Source organism: Paenibacillus aurantiacus, assembly GCF_042431225.1.
Lineage (GTDB): Bacteria > Bacillota > Bacilli > Paenibacillales > Paenibacillaceae > Paenibacillus_Z > Paenibacillus_Z aurantiacus.
Genome location: NZ_JBHMDO010000041.1, coordinates 1 through 21,547, shown reverse-complemented (window position 1 = coordinate 21,547; position 21,547 = coordinate 1). Strand labels below are relative to the sequence as shown.

The 21,547-nt window shown below is 60.1% G+C and carries 18 protein-coding genes; 6 read left to right on the top strand and 12 right to left on the bottom strand.

Going from position 1 to position 21,547, the window contains the following annotated elements; translation table 11 throughout:
• Positions 1-19 precede the first annotated feature (19 nt).
• The 5 genes from ACFFSY_RS25135 to ACFFSY_RS25115 all read right to left on the bottom strand — a co-directional run bounded on the left by ACFFSY_RS25135 (position 20) and on the right by ACFFSY_RS25115 (position 5,646).
• Complete coding sequence (locus ACFFSY_RS25135) at positions 20-1,396, bottom strand: DUF5808 domain-containing protein (protein ID WP_377499315.1); 1,377 nt, start codon at positions 1,394-1,396, stop codon at positions 20-22.
• Positions 1,397-1,420: 24 nt separating this feature from the next.
• The gene (locus ACFFSY_RS25130) at positions 1,421-1,810 is read right to left on the bottom strand and encodes a GntR family transcriptional regulator (protein WP_377499313.1); all 390 of its coding nucleotides are present in this window, start codon (positions 1,808-1,810) and stop codon (positions 1,421-1,423) included.
• Between the two features lie 1,497 nt (positions 1,811-3,307).
• Complete coding sequence (locus tag ACFFSY_RS25125; RefSeq protein ID WP_377499311.1) at positions 3,308-4,441, bottom strand: NADH-dependent flavin oxidoreductase; 1,134 nt, start codon at positions 4,439-4,441, stop codon at positions 3,308-3,310.
• A 53-nt stretch (positions 4,442-4,494) separates the two neighbouring features.
• Positions 4,495-4,866, bottom strand: coding sequence for a hypothetical protein (locus ACFFSY_RS25120; protein WP_377499310.1), 372 nt, complete (start codon positions 4,864-4,866; stop codon positions 4,495-4,497).
• Between the two features lie 252 nt (positions 4,867-5,118).
• The gene (locus ACFFSY_RS25115) at positions 5,119-5,646 is read right to left on the bottom strand and encodes a hypothetical protein (protein WP_377499308.1); all 528 of its coding nucleotides are present in this window, start codon (positions 5,644-5,646) and stop codon (positions 5,119-5,121) included.
• Positions 5,647-5,740: 94 nt separating this feature from the next.
• Here ACFFSY_RS25115 and ACFFSY_RS25110 point away from each other — a divergent pair, with 94 nt between their 5' ends.
• On the top strand, positions 5,741-6,874 hold the full coding sequence (locus tag ACFFSY_RS25110; RefSeq protein ID WP_377499306.1) for a winged helix DNA-binding domain-containing protein: 1,134 nt from the start codon (positions 5,741-5,743) through the stop codon (positions 6,872-6,874).
• Between the two features lie 26 nt (positions 6,875-6,900).
• On the opposite strand, the gene ACFFSY_RS25105 is transcribed toward ACFFSY_RS25110, so the two are convergent.
• Positions 6,901-7,560, bottom strand: coding sequence for a type 1 glutamine amidotransferase domain-containing protein (locus tag ACFFSY_RS25105; RefSeq protein WP_377499304.1), 660 nt, complete (start codon positions 7,558-7,560; stop codon positions 6,901-6,903).
• A gap of 153 nt (positions 7,561-7,713) precedes the next feature.
• On the opposite strand from ACFFSY_RS25105, the gene ACFFSY_RS25100 reads away from it, so the two are divergent.
• Both ACFFSY_RS25100 and ACFFSY_RS25095 read left to right on the top strand, forming a co-directional pair.
• On the top strand, positions 7,714-8,589 hold the full coding sequence (locus ACFFSY_RS25100; RefSeq protein WP_377499302.1) for a LysR family transcriptional regulator: 876 nt from the start codon (positions 7,714-7,716) through the stop codon (positions 8,587-8,589).
• A 23-nt stretch (positions 8,590-8,612) separates the two neighbouring features.
• Complete coding sequence (locus tag ACFFSY_RS25095) at positions 8,613-8,777, top strand: hypothetical protein (RefSeq protein ID WP_187434452.1); 165 nt, start codon at positions 8,613-8,615, stop codon at positions 8,775-8,777.
• A gap of 50 nt (positions 8,778-8,827) precedes the next feature.
• Here the strand turns inward: ACFFSY_RS25095 and ACFFSY_RS25090 are convergent, their stop codons facing one another.
• The 5 genes from ACFFSY_RS25090 to glpK all read right to left on the bottom strand — a co-directional run bounded on the left by ACFFSY_RS25090 (position 8,828) and on the right by glpK (position 15,759).
• Positions 8,828-9,802: an aldo/keto reductase gene (locus tag ACFFSY_RS25090; RefSeq protein WP_377499299.1), complete on the bottom strand. Its 975-nt coding sequence runs from the start codon at positions 9,800-9,802 to the stop codon at positions 8,828-8,830.
• Positions 9,803-9,958: 156 nt separating this feature from the next.
• Positions 9,959-10,873 (bottom strand): phosphotransferase, encoded by a 915-nt coding sequence (locus tag ACFFSY_RS25085; RefSeq protein WP_377499297.1) that lies wholly within the window; start codon positions 10,871-10,873, stop codon positions 9,959-9,961.
• A 244-nt stretch (positions 10,874-11,117) separates the two neighbouring features.
• A complete protein-coding gene (locus ACFFSY_RS25080) occupies positions 11,118-12,110 on the bottom strand; it encodes an aldo/keto reductase (RefSeq protein ID WP_377499295.1) in 993 nt (330 codons plus the stop codon).
• A 375-nt stretch (positions 12,111-12,485) separates the two neighbouring features.
• Positions 12,486-14,156, bottom strand: a complete 1,671-nt coding sequence (locus ACFFSY_RS25075; RefSeq protein ID WP_377499509.1) for a glycerol-3-phosphate dehydrogenase/oxidase — start codon at positions 14,154-14,156, stop codon at positions 12,486-12,488.
• A gap of 127 nt (positions 14,157-14,283) precedes the next feature.
• A complete protein-coding gene (gene glpK / locus ACFFSY_RS25070) occupies positions 14,284-15,759 on the bottom strand; it encodes a glycerol kinase GlpK (protein WP_377499507.1) in 1,476 nt (491 codons plus the stop codon).
• A 228-nt stretch (positions 15,760-15,987) separates the two neighbouring features.
• Here glpK and ACFFSY_RS25065 point away from each other — a divergent pair, with 228 nt between their 5' ends.
• A complete protein-coding gene (locus tag ACFFSY_RS25065) occupies positions 15,988-18,810 on the top strand; it encodes a PAS domain S-box protein (RefSeq protein WP_377499293.1) in 2,823 nt (940 codons plus the stop codon).
• Positions 18,811-18,937: 127 nt separating this feature from the next.
• Here the strand turns inward: ACFFSY_RS25065 and ACFFSY_RS25060 are convergent, their stop codons facing one another.
• Positions 18,938-19,531, bottom strand: a complete 594-nt coding sequence (locus tag ACFFSY_RS25060) for a TetR/AcrR family transcriptional regulator (RefSeq protein WP_377499291.1) — start codon at positions 19,529-19,531, stop codon at positions 18,938-18,940.
• A gap of 149 nt (positions 19,532-19,680) precedes the next feature.
• Between ACFFSY_RS25060 and ACFFSY_RS25055 the strand changes: the two genes are divergently transcribed.
• Positions 19,681-20,568, top strand: coding sequence for an ABC transporter ATP-binding protein (locus ACFFSY_RS25055; protein ID WP_377499289.1), 888 nt, complete (start codon positions 19,681-19,683; stop codon positions 20,566-20,568).
• Positions 20,565-21,380, top strand: coding sequence for an ABC transporter permease subunit (locus ACFFSY_RS25050; protein WP_377499287.1), 816 nt, complete (start codon positions 20,565-20,567; stop codon positions 21,378-21,380). The genes ACFFSY_RS25055 and ACFFSY_RS25050 overlap by 4 nt, the downstream gene beginning before the upstream one ends.
• The last annotated feature ends 167 nt before the right edge of the window (positions 21,381-21,547 follow it).

Below are 21,547 nucleotides of genomic sequence, written 5' to 3'. Positions count from 1 at the left end.
GCAATTCTTGATCCATTCGCTAACCTCCCGCCTCGCCCTTCAGTTCATCGAACTGCGCTTTCGTCCGAGCCGGGTCTTCTTCGTTGTAGTAAATATACGTATCGTTCAGCTTCATCCGGATATAAGGCGGATTGTCGTTAAACACGTACAGGCGTGCTTTGCCAAGCCCGTTGAGCCGAAAATGTCCGCGGGAGAAGCGGCCCGTAGCCTCGCCGTTCGTCTTCATGCCGTCAGGCACATCGTCCACAAGCTCCAGCTGCTCCACATCGGATAGCTTGAAATCGTACGAATACATCGGGTATGCGATCTCCACGCGCTGATCGGCCGTAATCGTCATCACGGGCGACGTCAGTTCCGCGCGGATCAGCATGAACGACACCACGAGGATGACCGCGGCAGTCAGACCGGCCGTGCCCCAGGCGAGCGCTTTGCCTACGGGAGTACCGGTATTGACCGTAAAGCCGACCCCGATGCGCTTCTCGACGAAGACGCGGCGGTCGTCCGGATTATGGTAGGTAAACCCATTCCCCCAATATTCGTCGTCGTCGGTATACACGAGGCTGCCATCATTTACGAGGATGTCGTGCTCCAAGCGGCGCAGCTTACGATACGCGGCATAGGTGAGCGCGAGCGGAATCGCGGCGAACAGCAGCATGAGCGCGACCCACCAGTCGCCGACGCGGTTGGCGGCAATCAGCAGATAGATGATCCAGCCATGCACGCTCTCGACCACAGCCAGATTCAGCCACAGGTAGGATAGCGTCCTGCGCCGCTCTTGATTGAGCAAGACGTTCGTGTCGCTGTTCATGCTGTATACCTTTGCTTTGCTCCGGCGCATCTGCAGCGCAATGGCAATCATAATGAGCGTCGCGACGATCCCGATGGAAGCCAGAGCAATCAGCTGCGAGTTCGTGCGCATGGCATGAATGAGCGCGCCGGTCCCGATGATGAAAGGAACCGCGAACAGCCACAATGGCGCCGAACGGCCGTTTTTCAGACGGGCTGCCCGCAAGTCGCTTTGGATGGCCCGCTTGGCCCCGACGAACCAGTCGTTGCGGCGCTTCAGCGCCAGCGTGTCGCGGAAAGCTTGGCGGAACGGCATGACCATCGCCGCCATGAAGACGCCGATCCAGAGCAGGAAATATACGACTTGGTACGCGGTCCAAGGGATAAGCAGCGCGACCGGCGCAAAACCGACCGCCAACCAGAGGCTGTACGTACGGAATCGCCTATAAAAGGCCAACTGAACGGCTTTGACTTCCGCGTCCTCCTTCGCTGCCGGCGGCAGGGAGACCGCGAAGAGCATGCCGTTCTTGAAGCTGGCCTGCGTCTTATAGGCTCCGGTTAACGCGACATAACAGATCAGTGCATTGACGAGCAAGATAATGGTTAGCAAGGGCTAGCACCCCTTCCCTATCGATTAGGTATACCGGTACGTCATCTTGGCAAAAATCGGCGCGCACAGCGACTGGAACCGAGCCGGATCGATCCCTTGAATCGCCGCTTGGGCGATGATGAGCTCTAGTTCTTGCGCAAGCTTCGGCGATAGCTCCTGTCGCGGGTCGCTCTCCGGCGGCGCGCTCACTTTGGCCCCGTGACGCCGGTCGATCACAATGTAGCCTTCCTGCTTCAGGAGCGCATAGGCCTTGTTCACCGTCATCGTGTTCACGCCCAGATCTTCGGCCAGCTGGCGCACGGTCGGCAGCTTCTCGCGCGGCTCCAGCACGCCGGTCGCGATGCCGATGACGATTTGGTTGCGCAGCTGTTCATAAAGCGGGACTTCGCCATCCAGTTGCAGCGTTATCACCATGGTTGAAACTCCTTTCCATTGTATTATTTGTATTACTAATTGTAATACAAATAATACATAGTTACCATACGAAAATCACCTCGCATGCAAAAAAGGGCGGCTGGCAATGTTCAGGCACATCCTACCCGAGAGGATTGTTGAGGTGCGACCCGCTCTAGGCTGGTCGCCGATAAATGAACGAGCGCCGCAGTGCCAGGATAGCCCCGTTCGGCAGGTGGAGCATGAGAGTGCCGGAGGGTCGCGCGGAATGCGGAAGAGCACAACTGCCCTTTGAGAGTCTACCTCATGCGCGACATCTAGTTTGGCGGATCGGCTTCGTTTTTCGACGATCCGCCTCGAGACTTTCCATACTCCCACCATTCAGCTGATAATGCAGACCTCCTGCCGCGCAGCCAGGTTCATCTGCGATTGAGACCTCAGCGTCACTATCCCGCTCCAACACAGCCGCTCTGCTCCCGTTAGTGACCTCAGAGTCGTTATCGCCAGCCACGCGCTCGTCTTACTTCCGTTAGCGCCCTCAATATCGTTATCCTACTCCATCACAGCCCACTCGCTCCCATTAGTGACCTCAGAGTCGTTATCCCACTCTACCGTGGCCGTTTCGCTCCCGTTAACGACCTCAGCGTCACTATCCCGCTCCAAAACAGCCGCTCTGCTCCCGTTAGCGACCTCAGAGTCGTTATCGCCAGCCACGCGCTCGTCTTACTTCCGTTAGCGACCTCAGAGTCGTTATCCTGCTCCATTACAGCCCACTCGCTCCCATTAGTGACCTGAGTGTCATTATTCCACTCCACCGTGGCCGTTTCGCTCCCGTTAACGACCTCAGCGTCACTATCCCGCTCCAACACAGCCGCTCTGCTCCCGTTAGCGACCTCAGAGTCGTTATCCTGCTCCATTACAGCCCACTCGCTCCCATTAGTGACCTGAGTGTCATTATTCCACTCCACCGTGGCCGTTTCGTTCCCGTTAGCGACCTCAGCGTCATTATTCCACTCCACCGTGGCCGTTTCGCTCCCGTTAACGACCTCAGCGTCACTATCCCGCTCCAACACAGCCGCTCTGCTCCCGTTAGTGACCTCAGAGTCGTTATCGCCAGCCACGCGCTCGTCTTACTTCCGTTAGCGACCTCAAAATCGTTATCCTACTCCATCACAGCCCACTCGCTCCCATTAGTGACCTCAGAGTCGTTATCGCCAGCCACGCGCTCGTCTTACTTCCGTTAGCGACCTCAAAATCGTTATCCTACTCCATCACAGCCCACTCGCTCCCATTAGTGACCTCAGAGTCGTTATCCCGCTCCGACACAGCCATTCTGCTTCCGTTAACGACCTCAGCGTCGCTATCCCGATCCCCACAGTCCCCTTTCGCAACACCTGTCCGCTCCCACGCACATCCCACGCGCACGCGCTAAAACAAACAACCCGCCGGGTCCATACCCGGCGGGTGATCTACACGCTATACTCGTTACGCCCTACCTTATACGCTCGGCTAACTGCCTTACTTCGCCGCTTCCACGACCGGGAACCAGCCCGGCGTGTGGATGATCGCCTGCCAGAGCGGATCCGGCACGTTCAGACGCGCTTGGTCGTCCTTCGTCAGCGTCGTGGCGATGTCCGCCTCGCGGCCTTCCTTCACTTTGCGCACCCAGTCCGGCTCGATGATGAGTTCGCGGCCGATCGCGACGAGCGGCGCGCCCGTCTCAAGCGCCTTGAGCGCATCGTCCGGCGTCTTGATCGAGCCGACGCCCATGACCGGCACGCGACCCGCGACCCGATCCAAAATCCACGCGAGACGGGATTTGCTCTCCTCGGCGCCGCGGCGCGGTTTGGAGTCGAACTCCATCAGCGAGACGTGAAGATAATCCAGCTCTTCCGCCGACAACGCATCCAGCAGATAGAAGGTCTCCTCCATCGTAATCCCCGGCGTTTCCTGTTCTTCCGGCGAGAAACGGTAGCCGACCGCGAACGGCTGCTTCGCATGCTCAGCCACGACGCGCTTCACTTCCCTCACGACGGCCAGCGGGAACGCGAGCCGATTCTCGAGGCTGCCGCCCCACCGGTCTTCGCGGCGGTTCGCATGCGGGGAGAAGAACTGCTGGATCAGGTAGCCGTTAGCGCCGTGAATCTCAACGCCGTCATAGCCAGCAGTGATCGCACGGCGCGTCGTTTCGCCGAAATCGCGAATGATCGATTCGATCTCCGCATCGGTCAACTCGCGCGGCGTCACGCCTGGGTTTTGATCCGAACCAATCGCGCTTGCGCTCACGACGTCGCCCCCCGGCACGAGCGCCGGCGGTACTTGTCGTCCGCCGTGGAAGATCTGCAGAATCGCCTTCGCGCCCTTGGCTTGGATCGCCTTCGCCAGGCGGGAGAGGCTCGGAATGTATTCATCCTTATGGGCAGCGAACTCGCCATGGAAGCCTTTGCCGTTCTCGGTCACGTACGTGCACGCCGTGATAACGAGCCCGACGCCGTCCGATCTGCGCTCATAATAGCTAACCTCGGCATCGGTCACATTGCCGTGCTCGTCGGAGGAGAAATTCGTCATGGGCGCCATGACCAGACGGTTGTTCAGCTCCACGCCGCTCTTGAAGCGGAAGCTCTCGAATAAGGGTTGGTACGTTGTTTTCATCGTTTTCTATCGCTCCTTCTATATCGATCGCGGGCGGGTGCGCCCGTTGTTGCTTACTGGTATCGCGGAAGATCGAGCCGGTTGCGAACCGCCCGGTGCCCTACCTGCCCTCCGCTTGGCGCATCTTTGCGGGCGCCCTGCTTTAATCTGGCCGAAAGTTCCTGAAACCATGCCCCGTCTTGGGTCGCGAGCGCAAGATCGATCAGATCGGCGATTTGCCCCGCGTCTTCCGTCTCCATGAACGGCATGTCTTTCAGCCATTGCTCTCGCATCATGACCGCTTTGCCGACGACCGCTTCGTTATCGGATTGAACCACATGGACTTTCAGGACCGCTTCCGTCTCGTAGATGGCGACGATGAAGCCCTGGATCAGCTCGCCGTTCTCCGCTTTGCCTTGTACCCAATCGCTCATTTCGAATCTCATACTGGACACCACCCTCGTTTAGAGTCGGACACCTGAACTGTAACAAGATTCATTACACTTCCGTGATGAAAAAGATGAGTTTCATCGTTCGATTACCGCCCATCATTTTAACTATATATTTAATAGTTACCCTAATAATATGAGTTTAAAACGTTTTTGTCAACTGGTTCCTACCTACAATTCAATTACCCTACAGCCTACCGACATAACCTTGAGGCTAGACGAATGAGAACGTTCTCGCTTATCTGATGCTCAAACTTTAGCTGCTATCCGAATGTCCTTCTCAAGTGGCCATGCTCCGATGCGAGGTAGAACTCGCTCCGCATAATTGTCTTCCCAGGCCTTTTTTAGCTCCAAGCCTCCGATTTTAATACCTAGATAACCGGGATCAATAAAGAGGTACTGCCCGTTGGCTAACTCCATGCCAAGCACATCCGTAAGAATCCATCCCTTATCCAGCTCAGGATTATATAAAGTGAGGTTTGCCGCCTTATTGTCGTTTAGCGGGTTCTCGAAAACGAGCTGGCCGATCTTTACACGACCGGCTTCTACGTCATGGAGTCCAAAATCCGTATGGAACGAATCCGCGAACGACATTCGAATCCTCCCGTAGCTTTCAATAGCGGCTAGTTCAATGAGCTGCTCCCCTACCTCCAGATACAAGAAATTCATCGATGTCACGAACTCAATCGTGCCATCTTCTGTTTTGTCGACAACGCCGATCAAATATATTTCCTCAAGTACGTTCAAAGCCAGGAGGCTTATCAATTTCTCCAGCATATCCACTAACCTCCCTGACAGACAGATGTCATGAACAAACGTTATACTGAGCATAAACGCTCCTATTCCGATGGTAAAGGTGGCACACTCGAAAATGAATCCTAACGTAACCAATACAAAGCTTCATTTGCCCCCTATCCTATCCAAACGCACGCTCAACCGAACCCTCCTCCACCGCCAGCTCCTGCTGCGGCGAGCCGACATGCCCGTGCTGGAGGCGCTCGAGCACCTGGCCGGGATGCAAGCTCAGAATCCGTATCCGACCTACTATGGACTTTGGTCGCGGCTGGTCGATTTCCGGCCCGAGCAGCTGGCCGAGCGGCTGCTGGACCGGAGCGCCGTCCGGATCGCGCTCATGCGCGGCACGATTCATCTGGTGACGGCCCGGGATTGCCTGCGCATGCGCCCGCTGCTCCAGCCCGTGCTGGAGCGATTGCTGCAAGCTTCGATCCTTCGAGAGCTCGAAGGCCTCGATCTAAGCGAAATCGCGGCGGCCGGCCGAACGCTCGTGGAAGAGAAGCCGTGCACGTTCAGCGAACTGGGCGCCCGGCTCGGCGAACGATGGCCGGGCTATTCCGCGGATGCGCTGTCCGGCCTCCTTCGCTGCCGGCTGCCGCTTGTACAAATCCCCCCGCGCGGCGTTTGGGGCGAAGGCGGGCTGGCCGTTCATACGACGGCCGAATCGTGGATCGGCGAGCCGCTTGCCGAAGACGCCTCGCTTCCCGGGCTAATCATCCAATATTTGACCGCGTTCGGACCCGCATCGGTGAAGGACATCCAAGTCTGGTCCGGCCTGAAACGCATTCAAACCGCCATCGATCAGCTGCGGCCGTATTTGCGCACGTACCGGGATGAATCCGGCCAAGAGCTGTTCGACGTCATGGATGCGGTGCTCCCCGACCCGGAGACGCCCGTCCCTATCCGGTTTCTCGGTGAATTCGACAACATGCTGCTCTCTTACCACGACCGGTCGCGGATCATGGACGAGTCGATCAAGCCTCGGGTATTCACGAAGAACGGCATTATTCGCGCTGCCGTATTGGTCGACGGGTTCGTCCGGGGCATATGGTCCATCGAAGAACGGAAAGGGACGGCGATACTGGCTGTCGAGCTGTTCGAACCGCTATCCCAGGCGGAGAAACGCGAGATGGAAGAGGAAGGCTCACGGCTGCTGCACTTTGCGGCACCAGATGCGGCGCATCACGATATGCAGCTGTATTTACCGTAAAGCGGAAGCAAGCGACCGGGCACCGCTTATCCCTTCAACTTCGCAATGACCGCTCGCGCCGCTTGGTGCGTTGATTGCGGGTTCTGGCCCGTAATCAGGCTGCCGTCCACCTCGACGTGATCCGCCCAATCGGCGGCGCCGACGAATTCCGCGCCGGCTTGGCGCAGCTCGGTCTCGAGCAGGAACGGCATGGCAGCATCCAGGCCGGCGGCTCTCTCTTCCGAATCGGTGAAGGCGGTCAGCCGTTTGCCTTCAACGAGGGGCTTGCCGTTCGACAGTGTCGCACGTATGAGACCCGCCGGTCCGTGGCAGACCGCCGCCACGATTCGGCCGCTCTCATAGAATTCGCGAAGCAAACGCTGCAGTCGCTCGTTATCCGGCAGATCGAACATCGTGCCATGACCGCCCGGCAGGAAAATCGCATCGAACCCGGATGCCTCCACATCTTCTAATTTCACGGTTTGCTCCAGGAACCGGATCGTCTCCAGCAGTTCCGGGGCAGCATCGCTCAAGCTGCTCGGATCGATCGGCGTTCGGCCGCCCCGCGGACTGGCTACCGTAATCGCGTATCCTTCTTGGGTGAACGCCAGATACGGCTCCGCGAACTCGGACAGCCAAAGCCCTGTCTCCTTGCCCTCGTTCATGCGGCTGGCGGACGTGACGACGATCAATATATGTGTTTTCATTTTGAATCTCGCTCCTTTTGTGCTTCTTATTTTGGCGCTACAGGGCCATTATAAGCAGAGCGATTCAATAAATCTAATTATATAAATTGCACCTTATTATAAATATTTTTATAATGAGAGAATTGTCCGATCGTCTGGAGGCTGGAGACACGAATGGTCGATTTCGAATGGTACCGAAGCTTCATCGCGATCTACAGGCACAACTCCGTTTCCGAAGCGGCGAAGACGCGCATGATGACCCAGCCCGCCATGAGCCAGCATTTGGCCGCCCTGGAGGCCGAGGTCGGCGAACCGTTATTCGCGCGCGTCTCCCGCCGGCTCGTCGCCACGGAGCGTGGCAAGGCGCTTTACTCCCAGCTTGCCCCTTTGATGGAATCGCTGGAGGAGACGACCGCTCACCTCAAATCCGCATCGCAGCCCGCCGCAAGCATCGTCCGGATCGGCGCCTCGCTCGAGTACTTTCAAGAGTGCATACTGCCTAAGCTGGCGGACGCCCCGTTCCGCACGGTATCTCTCTTCGGGACGGCCGACCGGCTGCTGGAGCTGCTGAAGGAGGACGCCGCCGAGCTGATCGTCACGTCCAAGAAATACGCGGAGCCCGGAATCGAATACGAGAAGCTGGCCGAGGAGACGTTCGCGGTCGTCGCGCCGGCGCGGATGGCCATTCCGGCAACGGAGAATCTTAAGGAGATCGAATCGTGGCTGGCGGCGCAGAGCTGGATCTCGTATGGTCCCGAGCTGCCGATTATCCGGCGGCTGTGGCGGGCGCATTTCAAGCGCCGTCCGCTCCTTCAGCCGGTTCACGTCATCCCCAATCTCCATGCCATACTCCGAAGCGTCGAGCTGGGGGCGGGCGTCAGCATATTGCCGACCTATATGCTGCAAAGCGCGGGAGCGGGCGCGAACGTCCAGCTCGCCTTCGAGCGGCTGACATTCAGCAACGAACTGCTGATCGGCTACCAAAGCAAACGGAAGCACGATCGCACGCTGCGCGAGCTGATCGCCATGCTCCACGGGCGAGGGGCCTAATCCAAGGAAGAGGAGATAGCAAAATGAGCAAACAAAAACAACCAGACAATAACGACAAGGAGCTGGCCTTCCTGAAGGAACAGCTCGGGCTGGACAACCCTTCGCCGGACGAGCTGCGCAGCGCGCTCAAAGAGCTGGCCTCCCGCAAAGTCATTTCGAATTTCAGCATTAAAAGCAACAAGGAATGAGCCTTGTTGCTTTTTGCATGGGTTCGTATATCAGGCGAAGACGCTTACGGTTACGACAGCCGGTACACCGCGAACGGCTCCTTATGCCGGTAGGCATCGCTCAGCTTGTCCAACGCGGCCAGTGACGCTTCGTCCAGTTCAAGCGCAGCGCTCGCGCCGTTCTCGGCGAGCTGCTCCGCCTTCGTGGCGCCCACGATGACCGACGCGACGGCCGGCCGGCGCATGAGCCATGCGAGCGACAGCACCCCCGGCGTCGTGCCGAGCTCCGCGGCCAGCGCGCTAACTTCGCGTCCAAGGGCGATCCGGTCCTCGCTCAAGAATTTGGCGAAGTGCGGATTCGTATCCACCCGCGATCCGGCCGGCACGGCGTCCGCCGAGACGTATTTGCCGGTCAAGATGCCGCCCGCCAACGGGAAATACGGGATGATGCCCACGCCTTGATCCAGACAGAGCGGCACCAGCTCGTTCTCCGGCGTGCGGTCGGCCAGCGAATAGCTCGTCTGCGTGGAGACGTACCGGTTCAAGCCCAGCCGATCGCTGATGCCGAGCGCCTTCATGAGCTCCCAAGCGGCGTAGTTCGAAGCGCCGATGTAGCGCACTTTGCCGGCGCGCACCATATCGTCGAGCGCGCGCAGCGTCTCCTCGAGCGGCGTGTCCGGATCGAACGTGTGGATCTGGTACACGTCCACGTAATCCGTCCGCAGCCGTCTCAAGCTCGCCTCCAGCTCCCGCTGGATATGATATCGCGACGAGCCGCGTTCATTCGCGCCTTCGCCGCGCGGCAAGCCCGCCTTCGTCGCGAGCACCGCTTCGTCTCGGCGGCCTTGCAGCGCGATCCCGATAATCCGCTCCGACTCCGTCCCCGCGTAGATGTTGGCCGTATCGATAAAGTTGATCCCCATATCCAGCGCCTGATGAAGGACCGCGGCCGATGCCTTCTCGTCGGCGCGGCCGCCGAAGGCGTTCGTGCCCAGTCCAAGCGCCGATACTTTCAGACCGCTAGCCCCTAGTTTCCGATACTGCATGACTTCTCCACTCCTTCATGTCTTTGCCCTGTTGGCACGTAGGTATGATGCGGAAGAAGGCGCTGGACCTCATGTCCGGCACCTTCTTCTCGCTTTGTCCGCGAAACGTTACCTCGTCTTGCATGCCAGCCACTCTCTCGTAACGTTCCCTCAACCCTATAGACCAGCCGCTCTCGCCGCCGCCACGTTCGCCGCCAAAGCCGCCAGCGTCTCGTCCTGCTGCGCGAGCAGCTTCGGTCTCTCCCAAGGTCCGCCGCCGCTCGCCAAGTCCTGCCGAATCAGCCGCAGCATCCACAGGGAGAACACGACCGCCGCCGCGTAATAGTCTGCCCGAAGCGCCGAAGCGTCGAGCGCTTGGCCCAGCCTGATCGCTTCATCCGCATACGCATCCAGCAGCGTCTCCCGCCAGTTCAAGCCGGACGGACGGGGATACAGCGGATGCGACAGATCGATCAGATGATACAAGTCCCACACGCGGTAATTCCAATGCGCATGCTCCCAGTCCAGGACGTACAGTCCGCCGCGAGCGCGCGCGTAATTCCCCACGTGCAGATCGCCGTGCGAGAAGACGAGCGTCGCATCCAGCACCCGCCAGCCGGCTGCGATCCGAAGCGCATCGTCGATCTCGGCTTCACCTAGACCGCGCTCCAGCAGGAATGCCTTGAGAAGCGCCTGCCCCGCTTCCACAACGGCGGCCATCTCCGGGATGAGCGGCTTCTGGCCCCGTATCGGCAGCGGTTCAATGGGTCGATTCGGGAGCGAATGCCACCACGCCATGCGTCGCACAGCTTCCTCCGCGAGGACAAGATCGTATGGATGCGTCAGCTCGCCCAAGTCCTCGAACATCAGCCACGTCACGTCCTCCTCCGCATCGGTCCAGGAAGCGGCGAGACTCGGATAGATCGGCGGGAACGCGGTCAGCATCCGTTCGTAAATCTCGCGCTCCCGTCCGTCGCCGCCTTCGGGCTTCAACACATATCGTTCGCCGTCCGCGCCGGTTACCCGTTCAATGCGCCGATTGCCCAGTCCGACGTAGATCGTGTTTCGTTCCGTAAAATCCGATAGCCGCATCCCCTACGCCTCCAACTTTGCATGCCTGCCACCCTCGTTACGCCTGCGTCTAAGAACTCTATGACGAGGCGGCTTTCATCCCCATACCGGAGTGCGTGCCTGCCTCGTTATTGCCCGCGTCTATGTACGCTCCATACACCGCGGCATTTCGCCTCGTACCGGACGCGCACGACGCTGGCCACGCGCGAGACCTTCCCCTGTTCATTGCCCATTGCCGGCTTCCCCTTCGAGCAGGGAGAACCTGCTAGATCCGCGCGTTTAACCCGCCGGATACTTCATGCGGCACGTACGGTTCCTCGAGCGCGGCAATCTCCTCCGGGGTGAGCGCAAGCGACAGCGCCGCGACCGCGTCGTCGAGATGATGCGCCTTCGTCGCGCCGACGATCGGCGCGGCCACCGGCTGCTTCTGGAGCACCCAAGCGAGCGCAACCTGAGCGCGCGGCACCTCGCGGGCCGCCGCGATCGCGGCGACCCGCTCCACGACTTTGCGGTCGGCTTCCGCCGTCTTCGCGTACAGCGTTTTGCCGAATTCGTCGGTCTGCGAACGCGCCGTCTCCTCGCCCCATTCCCGAGTCAGCCGGCCGCGCGCCAGCGGGCTCCACGGAATGAGCGACACGCCTTCCTCGATGCACAGCGGAATCATCTCCCGCTCCTCCTCCCGATAGAGCAGGTTCAAATAGTTCTGCATCGAGACGAAGCGCGTCCAGCCCCGCCGCTCTGCCGTAAATAAGGCCTTCTGGAACTGCCACGCATACATGGACGACGCGCCGATGTAACGAGCCTTGCCCGCTTTGACCACGTCATGCAGCGCCTCCATCGTCTCCTCGATCGGCGTGTTCGGATCCCACCGGTGAATTTGGTACAGATCCACGTAGTCCGTGCCCAGCCGCCGCAGGCTGTTGTCGATCTCGCTCAGAATCGCTTTGCGCGACAAGCCGGCTCCGTTCGGTCCTGGATGCATCCGTCCGTGCACCTTGGTCGCGATGACGACCTCATCGCGCTTGGCGAAATCCTTCAGCGCCCGCCCGACGACCTCTTCGCTCGCGCCCGCCGAGTAGATATTGGCCGTATCAAAAAAATTAATTCCGTATTCCAGCGCTCGCTTGATGAAAGGACGGCTCTGCTCCTCGTTCAGTACCCAAGAATGCGCGCCCCGCCCCGGATCGCCGTAGCTCATGCAGCCCAAGCAAATCCGCGATACGTCGAGTCCCGTTGAACCCAGCTTCACGTAGTCCATGTTTCGCCCGCCTTCCTACTTCCGTTATTTTCCTCCTTATCATAACGCAAGTTCAGGAAGGGGGCAAAAGAGGAAAACCGCGCAAATTGCCCTCGCGCGGCATGGTCCTGACAGCGATTCGATTGTCCATTGGCCGCGATGCGATTCAGGCGATTAGCCATGGCACATGCACCCGAAGGCCGCTAAGCAGATCGTCACTCACAATGATCTGCACCCGCTCGCATACCAATTTAGAAGGCGAACAGCAGGCCCTCAGGATCTTCTACTGGATCTACTCCAGGATGCGACGAGAGCCAGCATCGAGGTGCCCTTTCTCATTCGAGAACCGGATACACGAGTCGATGTCTTGCCAAGCCAAGACTACCCTGATCGCACCTATCGCTTCACGCTAACCGCTTCCTCCGCACGAACCGCCGCCGCAAGCTCCCGCTCCAGCTCTTCCTCGTAGTCATGCCGCTGCTCCGGCGTATAGCGCAGCTTATCCGCCATGACACGGATCACCGCCCCTTTATGCTTACGCACCGAAGCGATGTCGAAGAATAAGGCGCCCGTACGGCGAATGAGAAAATCCACCGGCTTTGCGGCGCGCTCGAATTCGATCGCGTAATGCAGCGACGCGTACAGCATGGGCGGCATACCGTAACGCGCCGCCTGCACTTTGGCGCTCGGCATCGCTCCGATAATCGCGGCTGCGTTCGTCCCGTACCGGCGAGCCAGCCATATCGCCTCGCCCGGGTCCACGCCCGACTGCAGGCCGAGCTCGGCCATATCGCCCAGCAGCGCCGGGAAGCCCGCCGAGCCGCCCATATCACCGCCCGCGATCGGCAGCGTCCGGGTGATACACGGTCGGAACGCGCCCGCTCCTTCGGCGATTAACTCCTTGGCGATTCGATCGGTGACCGTCTCGGCCATTTTCCGATAACCGGTCAGCTTGCCGCCCGCGATGGTGATCAGCCCCGACGAAGAGCGGAAAATCTCGTCCCGCCGCGATACCTCCGACGGGGATTTGCCCGCCTCGTAGATGAGCGGACGCAAGCCCGCCCAGCCGGATTCTATATCGTAGGCGGTCAGCTTCAAATCCGGAAACATGTACGCGCACGCCTTCAGCACGTAATCGCGATCGGCCGCGCTGATGCGCGGGTGTGCCGGGTCGCCCTCGTAATCGGTGTCCGTCGTGCCGACGTACGTCTTGCCGTCGCGCGGAATCGCGAACAACATTCGGCCGTCCGGCGTATCGAAGTAGACCGCCTGCCGCAGCGGGAACCGCTGACCGTCGAAGACGAGATGCACGCCTTTGGTCAGCCGCAGCGTCTTGCCCTGCTTAGATCCGTCAAGCTCCCGCAGCGTATCGACCCAAGGCCCGGCCGCATTGACGATTTTGCGGGCGCGCAGCGTGTAGGTTCCGCCTCCGATCAGGTCCGATGCTTCGATTCCGGTCAACCGTCCTTCTTCGTAGAGCAGCTTCGCCGCCTTCGCGTAGTTGACGATGTCCGCGCCGGCCTCGGCCGCTTTTTTGAGCACCTCGATCGTCAGCCGCGCGTCGTCCGTCCGGTACTCCACATAGGAGCCGCTGCCCTTCAGCCCGTTTCGCTTCAGCAGCGGCTCCTTGCCGAGCGTCTCTTCGCGGCTGAGCATCGTTCTTCGCTCCGCGCGTTTTACGCCGGCCAGCCGGTCGTACATGCGCAGCCCGAACGACGTCGAGGTTTTGCCGAATGTGCCGCCTTTGTAGATCGGCAGCAGCATCCGCTCCGGCGTCGTCACGTGCGGGCCGTTCTCGAACACGACGGCGCGCTCTTTGCCCACTTCGGCTACCATCCGCACTTCCAGCTGCTTCAGATAGCGAAGTCCGCCGTGCACGAGCTTCGTCGACCGGCTCGACGTCCCCGCCGCGAAATCCTGCATCTCCACCAGCGCCGTCTTCATCCCCCGGGTTTGCGCGTCGAGCGCGATGCCCGCCCCCGTTATGCCGCCTCCGATAATTAGCACATCGTATTCGATCTCCTGCATCCGCCGCAGCGTCTCCTCACGGTCTGCCGCATGCCACATGCCCATCGGAACCGCCCCTTTCGTCGGATTGTCGCCCGCTTCGCGCGGAATCGCCCTCGTTCGTCTTCCAACCTTCTCCTTATATATACCAAAAAAGCTCCAACCCGTTCCTCCGCCGATGACGCGCCTACTTAAACGCCATCGCCGCCCTTACCGCCTTCTGCCAGCCGGCGTACAGTGCCTCGGCTTCCCCGCGCGGCATTGCCGGGTCGTACACCCGGTCGACGCGCCGGTTGTCCGCGATCGCCTGGCGGTCCGGCCAGAAGCCCACGGCGAGACCGGCCAAATACGCCGCCCCGAGCGCCGTCGTCTCGCCGACGACCGGCCGCTCGACCGAGACGCCGAGCAGGTCGCTCTGGAACTGCATGAGCAGCTCGTTGCGCACGGCGCCGCCGTCGACGCGCACGCCCGCGAGCGCAAGGCCGGCGTCCGCCTGCATCACGTCGAGCACGTCCCGGCTCTGGTACGCGAGCGCCTCCAGCGTCGCCCGTACGAAATGCTCCTTCGTCGTGCCCCGCGTCAGCCCGAACACCGCGCCGCGTACGTCGCTGTCCCAGTAGGGCGTACCGAGGCCGACGAACGCCGGCACGACGTACACGCCGTCCGCGGACGTCACGCGCGACGCATACATCTCGCTATCCCCGGCCGACTTCAACATTCGCAGTCCGTCGCGCAGCCATTGGAGCGCGGCGCCCGCGACGAACACGCTGCCCTCCAGCGCGTATTCCACCTTCCCGCCGATGCCCCAGGCGATCGTCGTCAGCAGGCCGTGCTTGGAGTCGATCGCCTGCTCGCCCGTGTTCATCAGCATGAAGCATCCCGTGCCGTACGTATTCTTAACCATGCCCCGCTCGAAGCACGCCTGGCCGAACAGCGCAGCCTGCTGATCGCCGGCGATGCCCGCGATCGGCACGCTGTGACCGAAGAAATGATGATCGACGATATTTCCGTACACCTCGGACGACCCGCGAACCTCCGGCAGCATCGCGCGCGGAATGTCCAACACGGCCAGCAGCTCGTCGTCCCAGCACAGGTCGTGAATGTTATACATCAGCGTGCGCGAGGCGTTCGAATAGTCGGTTATGTGCACGGCGCCCCCGGTCATTTTCCACACGAGCCACGTGTCGATCGTGCCGAACAGCAGATCGCCTCGCTCCGCCTGCTCGCGCGCGCCCTCCACCTGATCGAGCATCCACTTCACCTTCGTGCCGGAGAAATACGGGTCGATCAAGAGGCCCGTTTTGCGCCGAAACAACGCTTCATGCCCAGCAACCTTGAGCGCCTCGCAGATCTCGCTGCTCTGCCGCGACTGCCAGACGATCGCGTTCATGATCGGCTTGCCCGTATGCCGGTCCCAAACGACTGTCGTCTCGCGCTGGTTCGTAATGCCGATCGCCTCGATCGCCTCCGGGCCGACGCCCGCGTTCGTGAGCGCGCCCGCCATAACGCTGAGCACCGATACCCAAATATCGCCGGCATTATGCTCGACCCAGCCCGGATTCGGGTAAATTTGCTGAATCTCCTGCTGCGCCGACCCGACGATGCCACCCGCTTCGTCGAAGACAATTGCCCTCGTGCTCGTCGTGCCCTGATCGATCGCCATAATGTACGTTTGCTTCAACCCGGATACCCCCTCCGCCGCGTATGAATACGCTTTCTACCCATTATAGCCCAGCCATCGGAAAGGAAGAAAGCCGGTGCTCCTCCGGCTTCCGACGGCACTCCCCAAAATTGCTTTTTCAAACCGCTCACTTTGGGTACAAAATAAGGTATACTTAGCGAGAATTCTCGGTCATTATTCCCTTCATAAGCCCAAGGAGGCTGCCAGCGCATGAGTCACCCCGACGAACAGGCTTGGTTTCGGCAAGCTTATCACCGGGCCCCTTTCGGCATCGGTGTTTTTAGCGCGGAGGAGGGACGGTGGCTGCGCGCCAATCCCGCGCTCTGCCGGCTGCTCGGCTACAACGAGGACGAATTGGCCGCGATGGCCGAAGCCAGCCTGACCCACCCGGAAGATCCGTCCTTGACGCACTTCCTCCTATTCGGGAGCGGTACGAATACCCTCGACGACGAACAGGATGCATATGCTCCGCAAACGATACATAAACGCTATCTGCACCGAAGCGGCCGCATCGTGTGGGCCGTGCTTCATGCATCCATATTAGACGAGGACATCACGCAGGATCGTCCGCGCTACTTGGTCCAACTATGCGACACGACCGAACAAATGCAGCGCGAAGAAGAGCTGCGCATGAGCGAATACAAGCACCGGTTGGTCGCGGAGGTATCGCTGGACTGGATTTCCCGGCACAAAGCCGACGAGCATGCCACGATCACGTACTCCTCCCCCGCCTGCCAAGCCTTCTTCGGCTACACGCCGGAGGAGATGATCGGCCACAGCGCAATCGGCAGCGTCCATCCGGACGACCTCGAGCATGTGCGGGCCTTTCTGGCCGAAATCGTGCACACGCAAGGCAGCCGCGTTATTTTCCGCTACCGGCATAAGGATGGGCATTACGTGTGGCTGGAATCGTCCAGCCGCTATACGTTCGACGCCAGCGGCAACGTGGACGAAATCATCGCCGTGTCCCGGGATATTACGGAGCGCATTAGCGCCAACAAGCTGCTGCAGGAGAGCGAACAGAAGTACAAATCGCTGTTCGACCATAACCCGGCCGCGGTCTATTCGATGAATATGAACGGCGACTACTTGACGGCCAATCCGAATCTCGAGAAACTGACCGGCTACACGCTGGATGAGCTGATCGGCATGTACTGGGGACCGATCGTCGCGGAGAAAGATCTGGCCAAGACGCTGCACCATTTCAATCTCGCCAAACAAGGAGTGCCGCAAAGCTACGATTTGACCATCATCCACAAAGACGGGCATCTGGTGGAGATTAATTCCACCAACATCCCGATCGTGGTCGACTCCGAGGTCGTCGGCGTATTCGGCATCACGACCGATATTACGGAGCGCCAGCGGTACATCGAACAGATCGAGAAGCTGAGCATCGGTTATACGCTCATCCTGAATGCCGTATCCGAGGGGATTTTCGGCCTCGACACCGACGGTAACACGATGTTCTTCAACCCCGCCGGCGCGGCGATGCTCGGCTTCGAGCCTTCGGAGCTCATCGGCAAGCCGTACCGCGACATTCTGCACGAGCCGTTCGCGAACGCGCCGCGGCTTCTTGGCGGGGAGGACGCTATTTTCCGGGTCATCCAAGGCGGCCGCACGTACCACAACAAGGAATCCGTCATGTGGCGCAAAGACGGCTCGAGCTTTCTCGTCGAATACCAGGTCACCCCGATGACAGATCGAGGCGAGGTCAAAGGCGCCGTCGTCGTCTTCCGGGACAAGACGAGCGAGCACGAGATTCTAAGTGCCAAAGAATCGGCCGAACGCGCCGACCAGGCCAAGTCGGAATTCCTTGCCGTCATGAGTCACGAGATCCGCACGCCGATGAACGGGATCATCGGGATGACCGAGCTGCTGGCGGATACCGCGCTCGACGAGGAACAGCGCAGCTATGCGGACATGATCCGGCAAAGCAGCGACGCGCTCATGCGCATCATCAATGAAATTCTCGATTTCAGCAAAATCGAAGCCGGCAAAATGGAGCTGCTCGATGAACCGCTGTCCATCCGCGAAGTGGTGGAGAGCGCCGCTTCGCTGTTCGCCCCCCGTGCGGCCGAACGCGGCATCGGACTCGACTGGCGGTTCGACGAACGCATCCCGTCCCTGGTCATCGGCGATGAAGGCAAACTGCGGCAGATTCTCGTCAATTTGCTCGGCAACGCGATCAAGTTCACCGAACAAGGCGCCGTCCATGTCGACATCTCGCTGCACGCGCCCGCGGAACCGCATCGGCTTTATGTCGAATTCACGGTGACCGACACCGGCATCGGCATTCCGCCCGACAAACAGCAGCTGCTGTTCCAATCCTTTACCCAGCTTCATCCAGCCATCAACCGTAAATACGGCGGGACGGGACTGGGATTGGCCATCTGCAAAAAGCTCGTCGAGCTGATGGGCGGCCTGATTACGGTCAACAGCAAAGAGCGGGAAGGCTCCGCCTTCAGCTTCACGATGCCCTTCGGTCTGCCTTCGCCTGAGGCCGGCGCTGGATTGGAGCCAGCGCTGTCAGGCGGACAGCAGGAGCACGACGACGAGCTCCGAGCGGCGGCCACGGCTGCGCTTGCGCATAACCAGAGTCTCCCGGCGTCCTCGACCGCGCCAATGCCCGTGGCCCCGCCTTTCAGTTCGCCTCGCCTGCTCGTCGTCGATGACGTGCCGGTGAACCGGATGCTGCTTGCAACCCTGCTGCGCAAGCTCGGCTGCGAGCCGGATACGGCGGAGAACGGCGCCGAAGCGGTCCGAATGGTATCCGCCGCCCCATACGATATCGTCTTTATGGACCTCCAAATGCCGGTCATGAACGGATTCGAGGCCACCGAGACGATCCATCGGATGTTCGACGAGGCCCATCGTCCCGTCATCGTCGCCGTCACCGCCTATGCGCGGCAGGAGGACCGCGAACGGTGCTTGGCGGCCGGCATGCAGGATTTCATCAGCAAGCCCGTGTTCGCACAAGAGGTCGAGCGCGTCGTCAGGCAATGGGCGCCGCACAGCGAGAAGCTGGCTCCATAGCGGCACGACTGCCGCATTCGCATCCGCCTCCCCGTTGGCATCCCTCCAAAATAGCGAAGACCCTCGGACTGTCCGCAGCCGAGGGTCTTCGTTATTTTGTACACCGCGCTCGGCTTCTCGTCTTGTCCTATGCCTTCCCGCAGATGCCGTAGAAAAACAGATGCGTCAGCTCCTCGATGAACGCGCCCGGATCGCCGCCCTGCTTCGCCATCTCCAGCAGCTCGCCCGTCTGGCTCATGAACATCCGGATATAGGCCATGACGATCGGAACCGTCACCTTCTCCGACACTTCGCCGCTCGCCCGTCCGCGCTCGATCAATTCGCCGAAGAGCGGAATGACGATAGTGGCATACTGCTCCTCGATGTAAGCGAACATCACCTTGTCGTCGACCATCAGTTCTTGAATCAAGTCTAGCGACTTGGTCATGTAGGACTGCTGTTCGTTGAACATGATGAACGCGATCGTCTCTTTGAACGAATAACCGCCGTCCATGTGTACCCGGAACTCCTCGATCGAACGGTCGATATAACGCTTGAACGTCTCGCGAAGCAGCCGCTCCTTGCTGCCGAAATAATTGTAGATCGTCACCTGCGACACGCCCGCCTCCTTCGCGATATCCGCGATGCGCAGCCGCTTCGGCTCCCATGCGCCCATCATCCGCAGCGTCGTGTCCATAATTGTTTCCTTGATTCTCTGCGCCCTTTGTTCGAATCCGTTCATTCGTGCCTCCCGCTAGCCCTAATAATGAAATTATACCACAATAATATTTCATAACTCCATTGACACCTCTACCAGGGCAGGCGTAAACTAATCGTGAAATATTCGCAATACAATATTTCATAATTTCGCGTTAATCGGAGGCGCTGCGCATGCTGAACGTTCAGCATCTGACCAAACGATTTTCGAACGGACGAGGACTTCACGACGTGACGTTCTCGATCCCGCAAGGGGAAGTATTCGGGTTTCTCGGGCCTAACGGCGCGGGCAAATCGACCACGATTCGTCATGTGATGGGCTTTATGCAGCCGGACTCGGGACATGTGCTGTTGAACGGACTGGACTGCTGGAAGCAGCAAGGTCAGGTGCAGCGGTTCACGGGATACTTACCCGGCGAGATCGCCTTCCCCGAAGGGATGACCGGCCTATCCTTCCTCGGATTCATGGCCGAGCTGCGCGGGATGGCCGACTCGTCCAGACGCGATGAGCTGATTATGCGGCTGCAATTCGACGCGCGCACGCCTATTCGCAAAATGTCCAAAGGAATGAAGCAGAAGGTCGGCATCGTCGCCGCCTTCATGCATCGTCCGTCGTTCATCGTGCTCGACGAGCCGACCTCCGGTCTGGACCCGCTCATGCAGCGCATCTTCATCGATCTCGTGCTGGAGGAGAAAGCCCGCGGAACGACGTTCCTGCTCTCCTCGCACAGCTTCGCCGAGATCGAGCGCACGTGCGACCGCGCCGCGATCATCAAAGACGGACGCATCGTCGCGGTCAACGACATCCATGAGCTGCAGTCCATGCAGCGCAAGCTGTTCGACGTCACGTTCGCGGATGGGACGGAAGCCGCCGCTTACGCGGCCAGACATGGCGATCGCGAGCTGCGCGGCGGGCATACGGTCCGCATCGCCGTGCAGGGCAGCTACGACGATTTCGTACGGGAGCTGTCGGCGTACCGGGTTCGCAATGTCGATGTGTTCGCGCAGAATCTGGAGGATATCTTCATGAACTATTACCATCATAGGGAGGCGCGCGCATGAGCACTGCACTCTACGCGAGAATGCTGCACCTTCATCGCAAAACGATCGTCAATTACGGCATCGGCTCGGCATTCTACATCCTGCTTATGTTCTGGCTCTACCCTGCCGTCGCGGACAATAGCGCGTCAATCGACGAGCTGCTTCAAGCGCTCCCGCCCGGGCTGAGTCAGGCGTTCGGCTTCGAGAGCGGGTTCGGCAGCGCGCAGTCGTTCATCGCCGGCGAATACTACGGCCTTATCTTCGTGCTGCTGCTCTCGGTCTACACCGTGCTGCTGTCGACCCAGCTGATCGCCAAGCTGGTCGACCAAGGCGCGATGGCAAGCCTGCTCTCCGCGCCGATCACCCGCTGGCGGCTCGCGCTCAGCCAAGCCGCCGTGCTCGTGACCGGGCTTGTCGCGATCGTCGGCACGACGACGATGGCCGGCTTCGCCGGGTCGGCATGGTTCCTCGGCGAGACTGCCGCGTTCGACGGCATGCGCTTCGTCGCCATGAATGCGATGGCGCTGCTGCTGTTCTTCGCGATCGGGGGCATCGCCTTCCTGATCTCCTGCTGCTCGGACGACGAGAAGCGCGCGCTTAGCCTCTCCGGCTTCATCGCGTTCGCTCTCTTCACGCTCGATCTGCTCGGCAAGCTGAGCGAGGGGACGGCTTGGCTGCGTTCCCTGTCGCTGTTCGCCCTCTACCGGCCCGGCGACATCGCGGGCGGCGCGGGCGGCGACGCCCTCTTGGCCGGATGCGTGCTCCTGCTCGTCGGCATCGCGGCATTCGCGCTCGGCATCTACCGGTTCTCGCGGCGGGATCTGCCCCTGTAGCCGCTAGCCGCCCGCTCTCATCGACCGGATCGCTCCCGCTTTATTGCCGAGATCGCAACGACTCCCTTCGTCGTCCGCGGTCTCAACGATCGCCGCAAGACGGCAAGAAGGGGGTGTCCCAAAAGTCATCAAAAGATGACCTTGGGATACCCCCGTTTTTTAAAAAA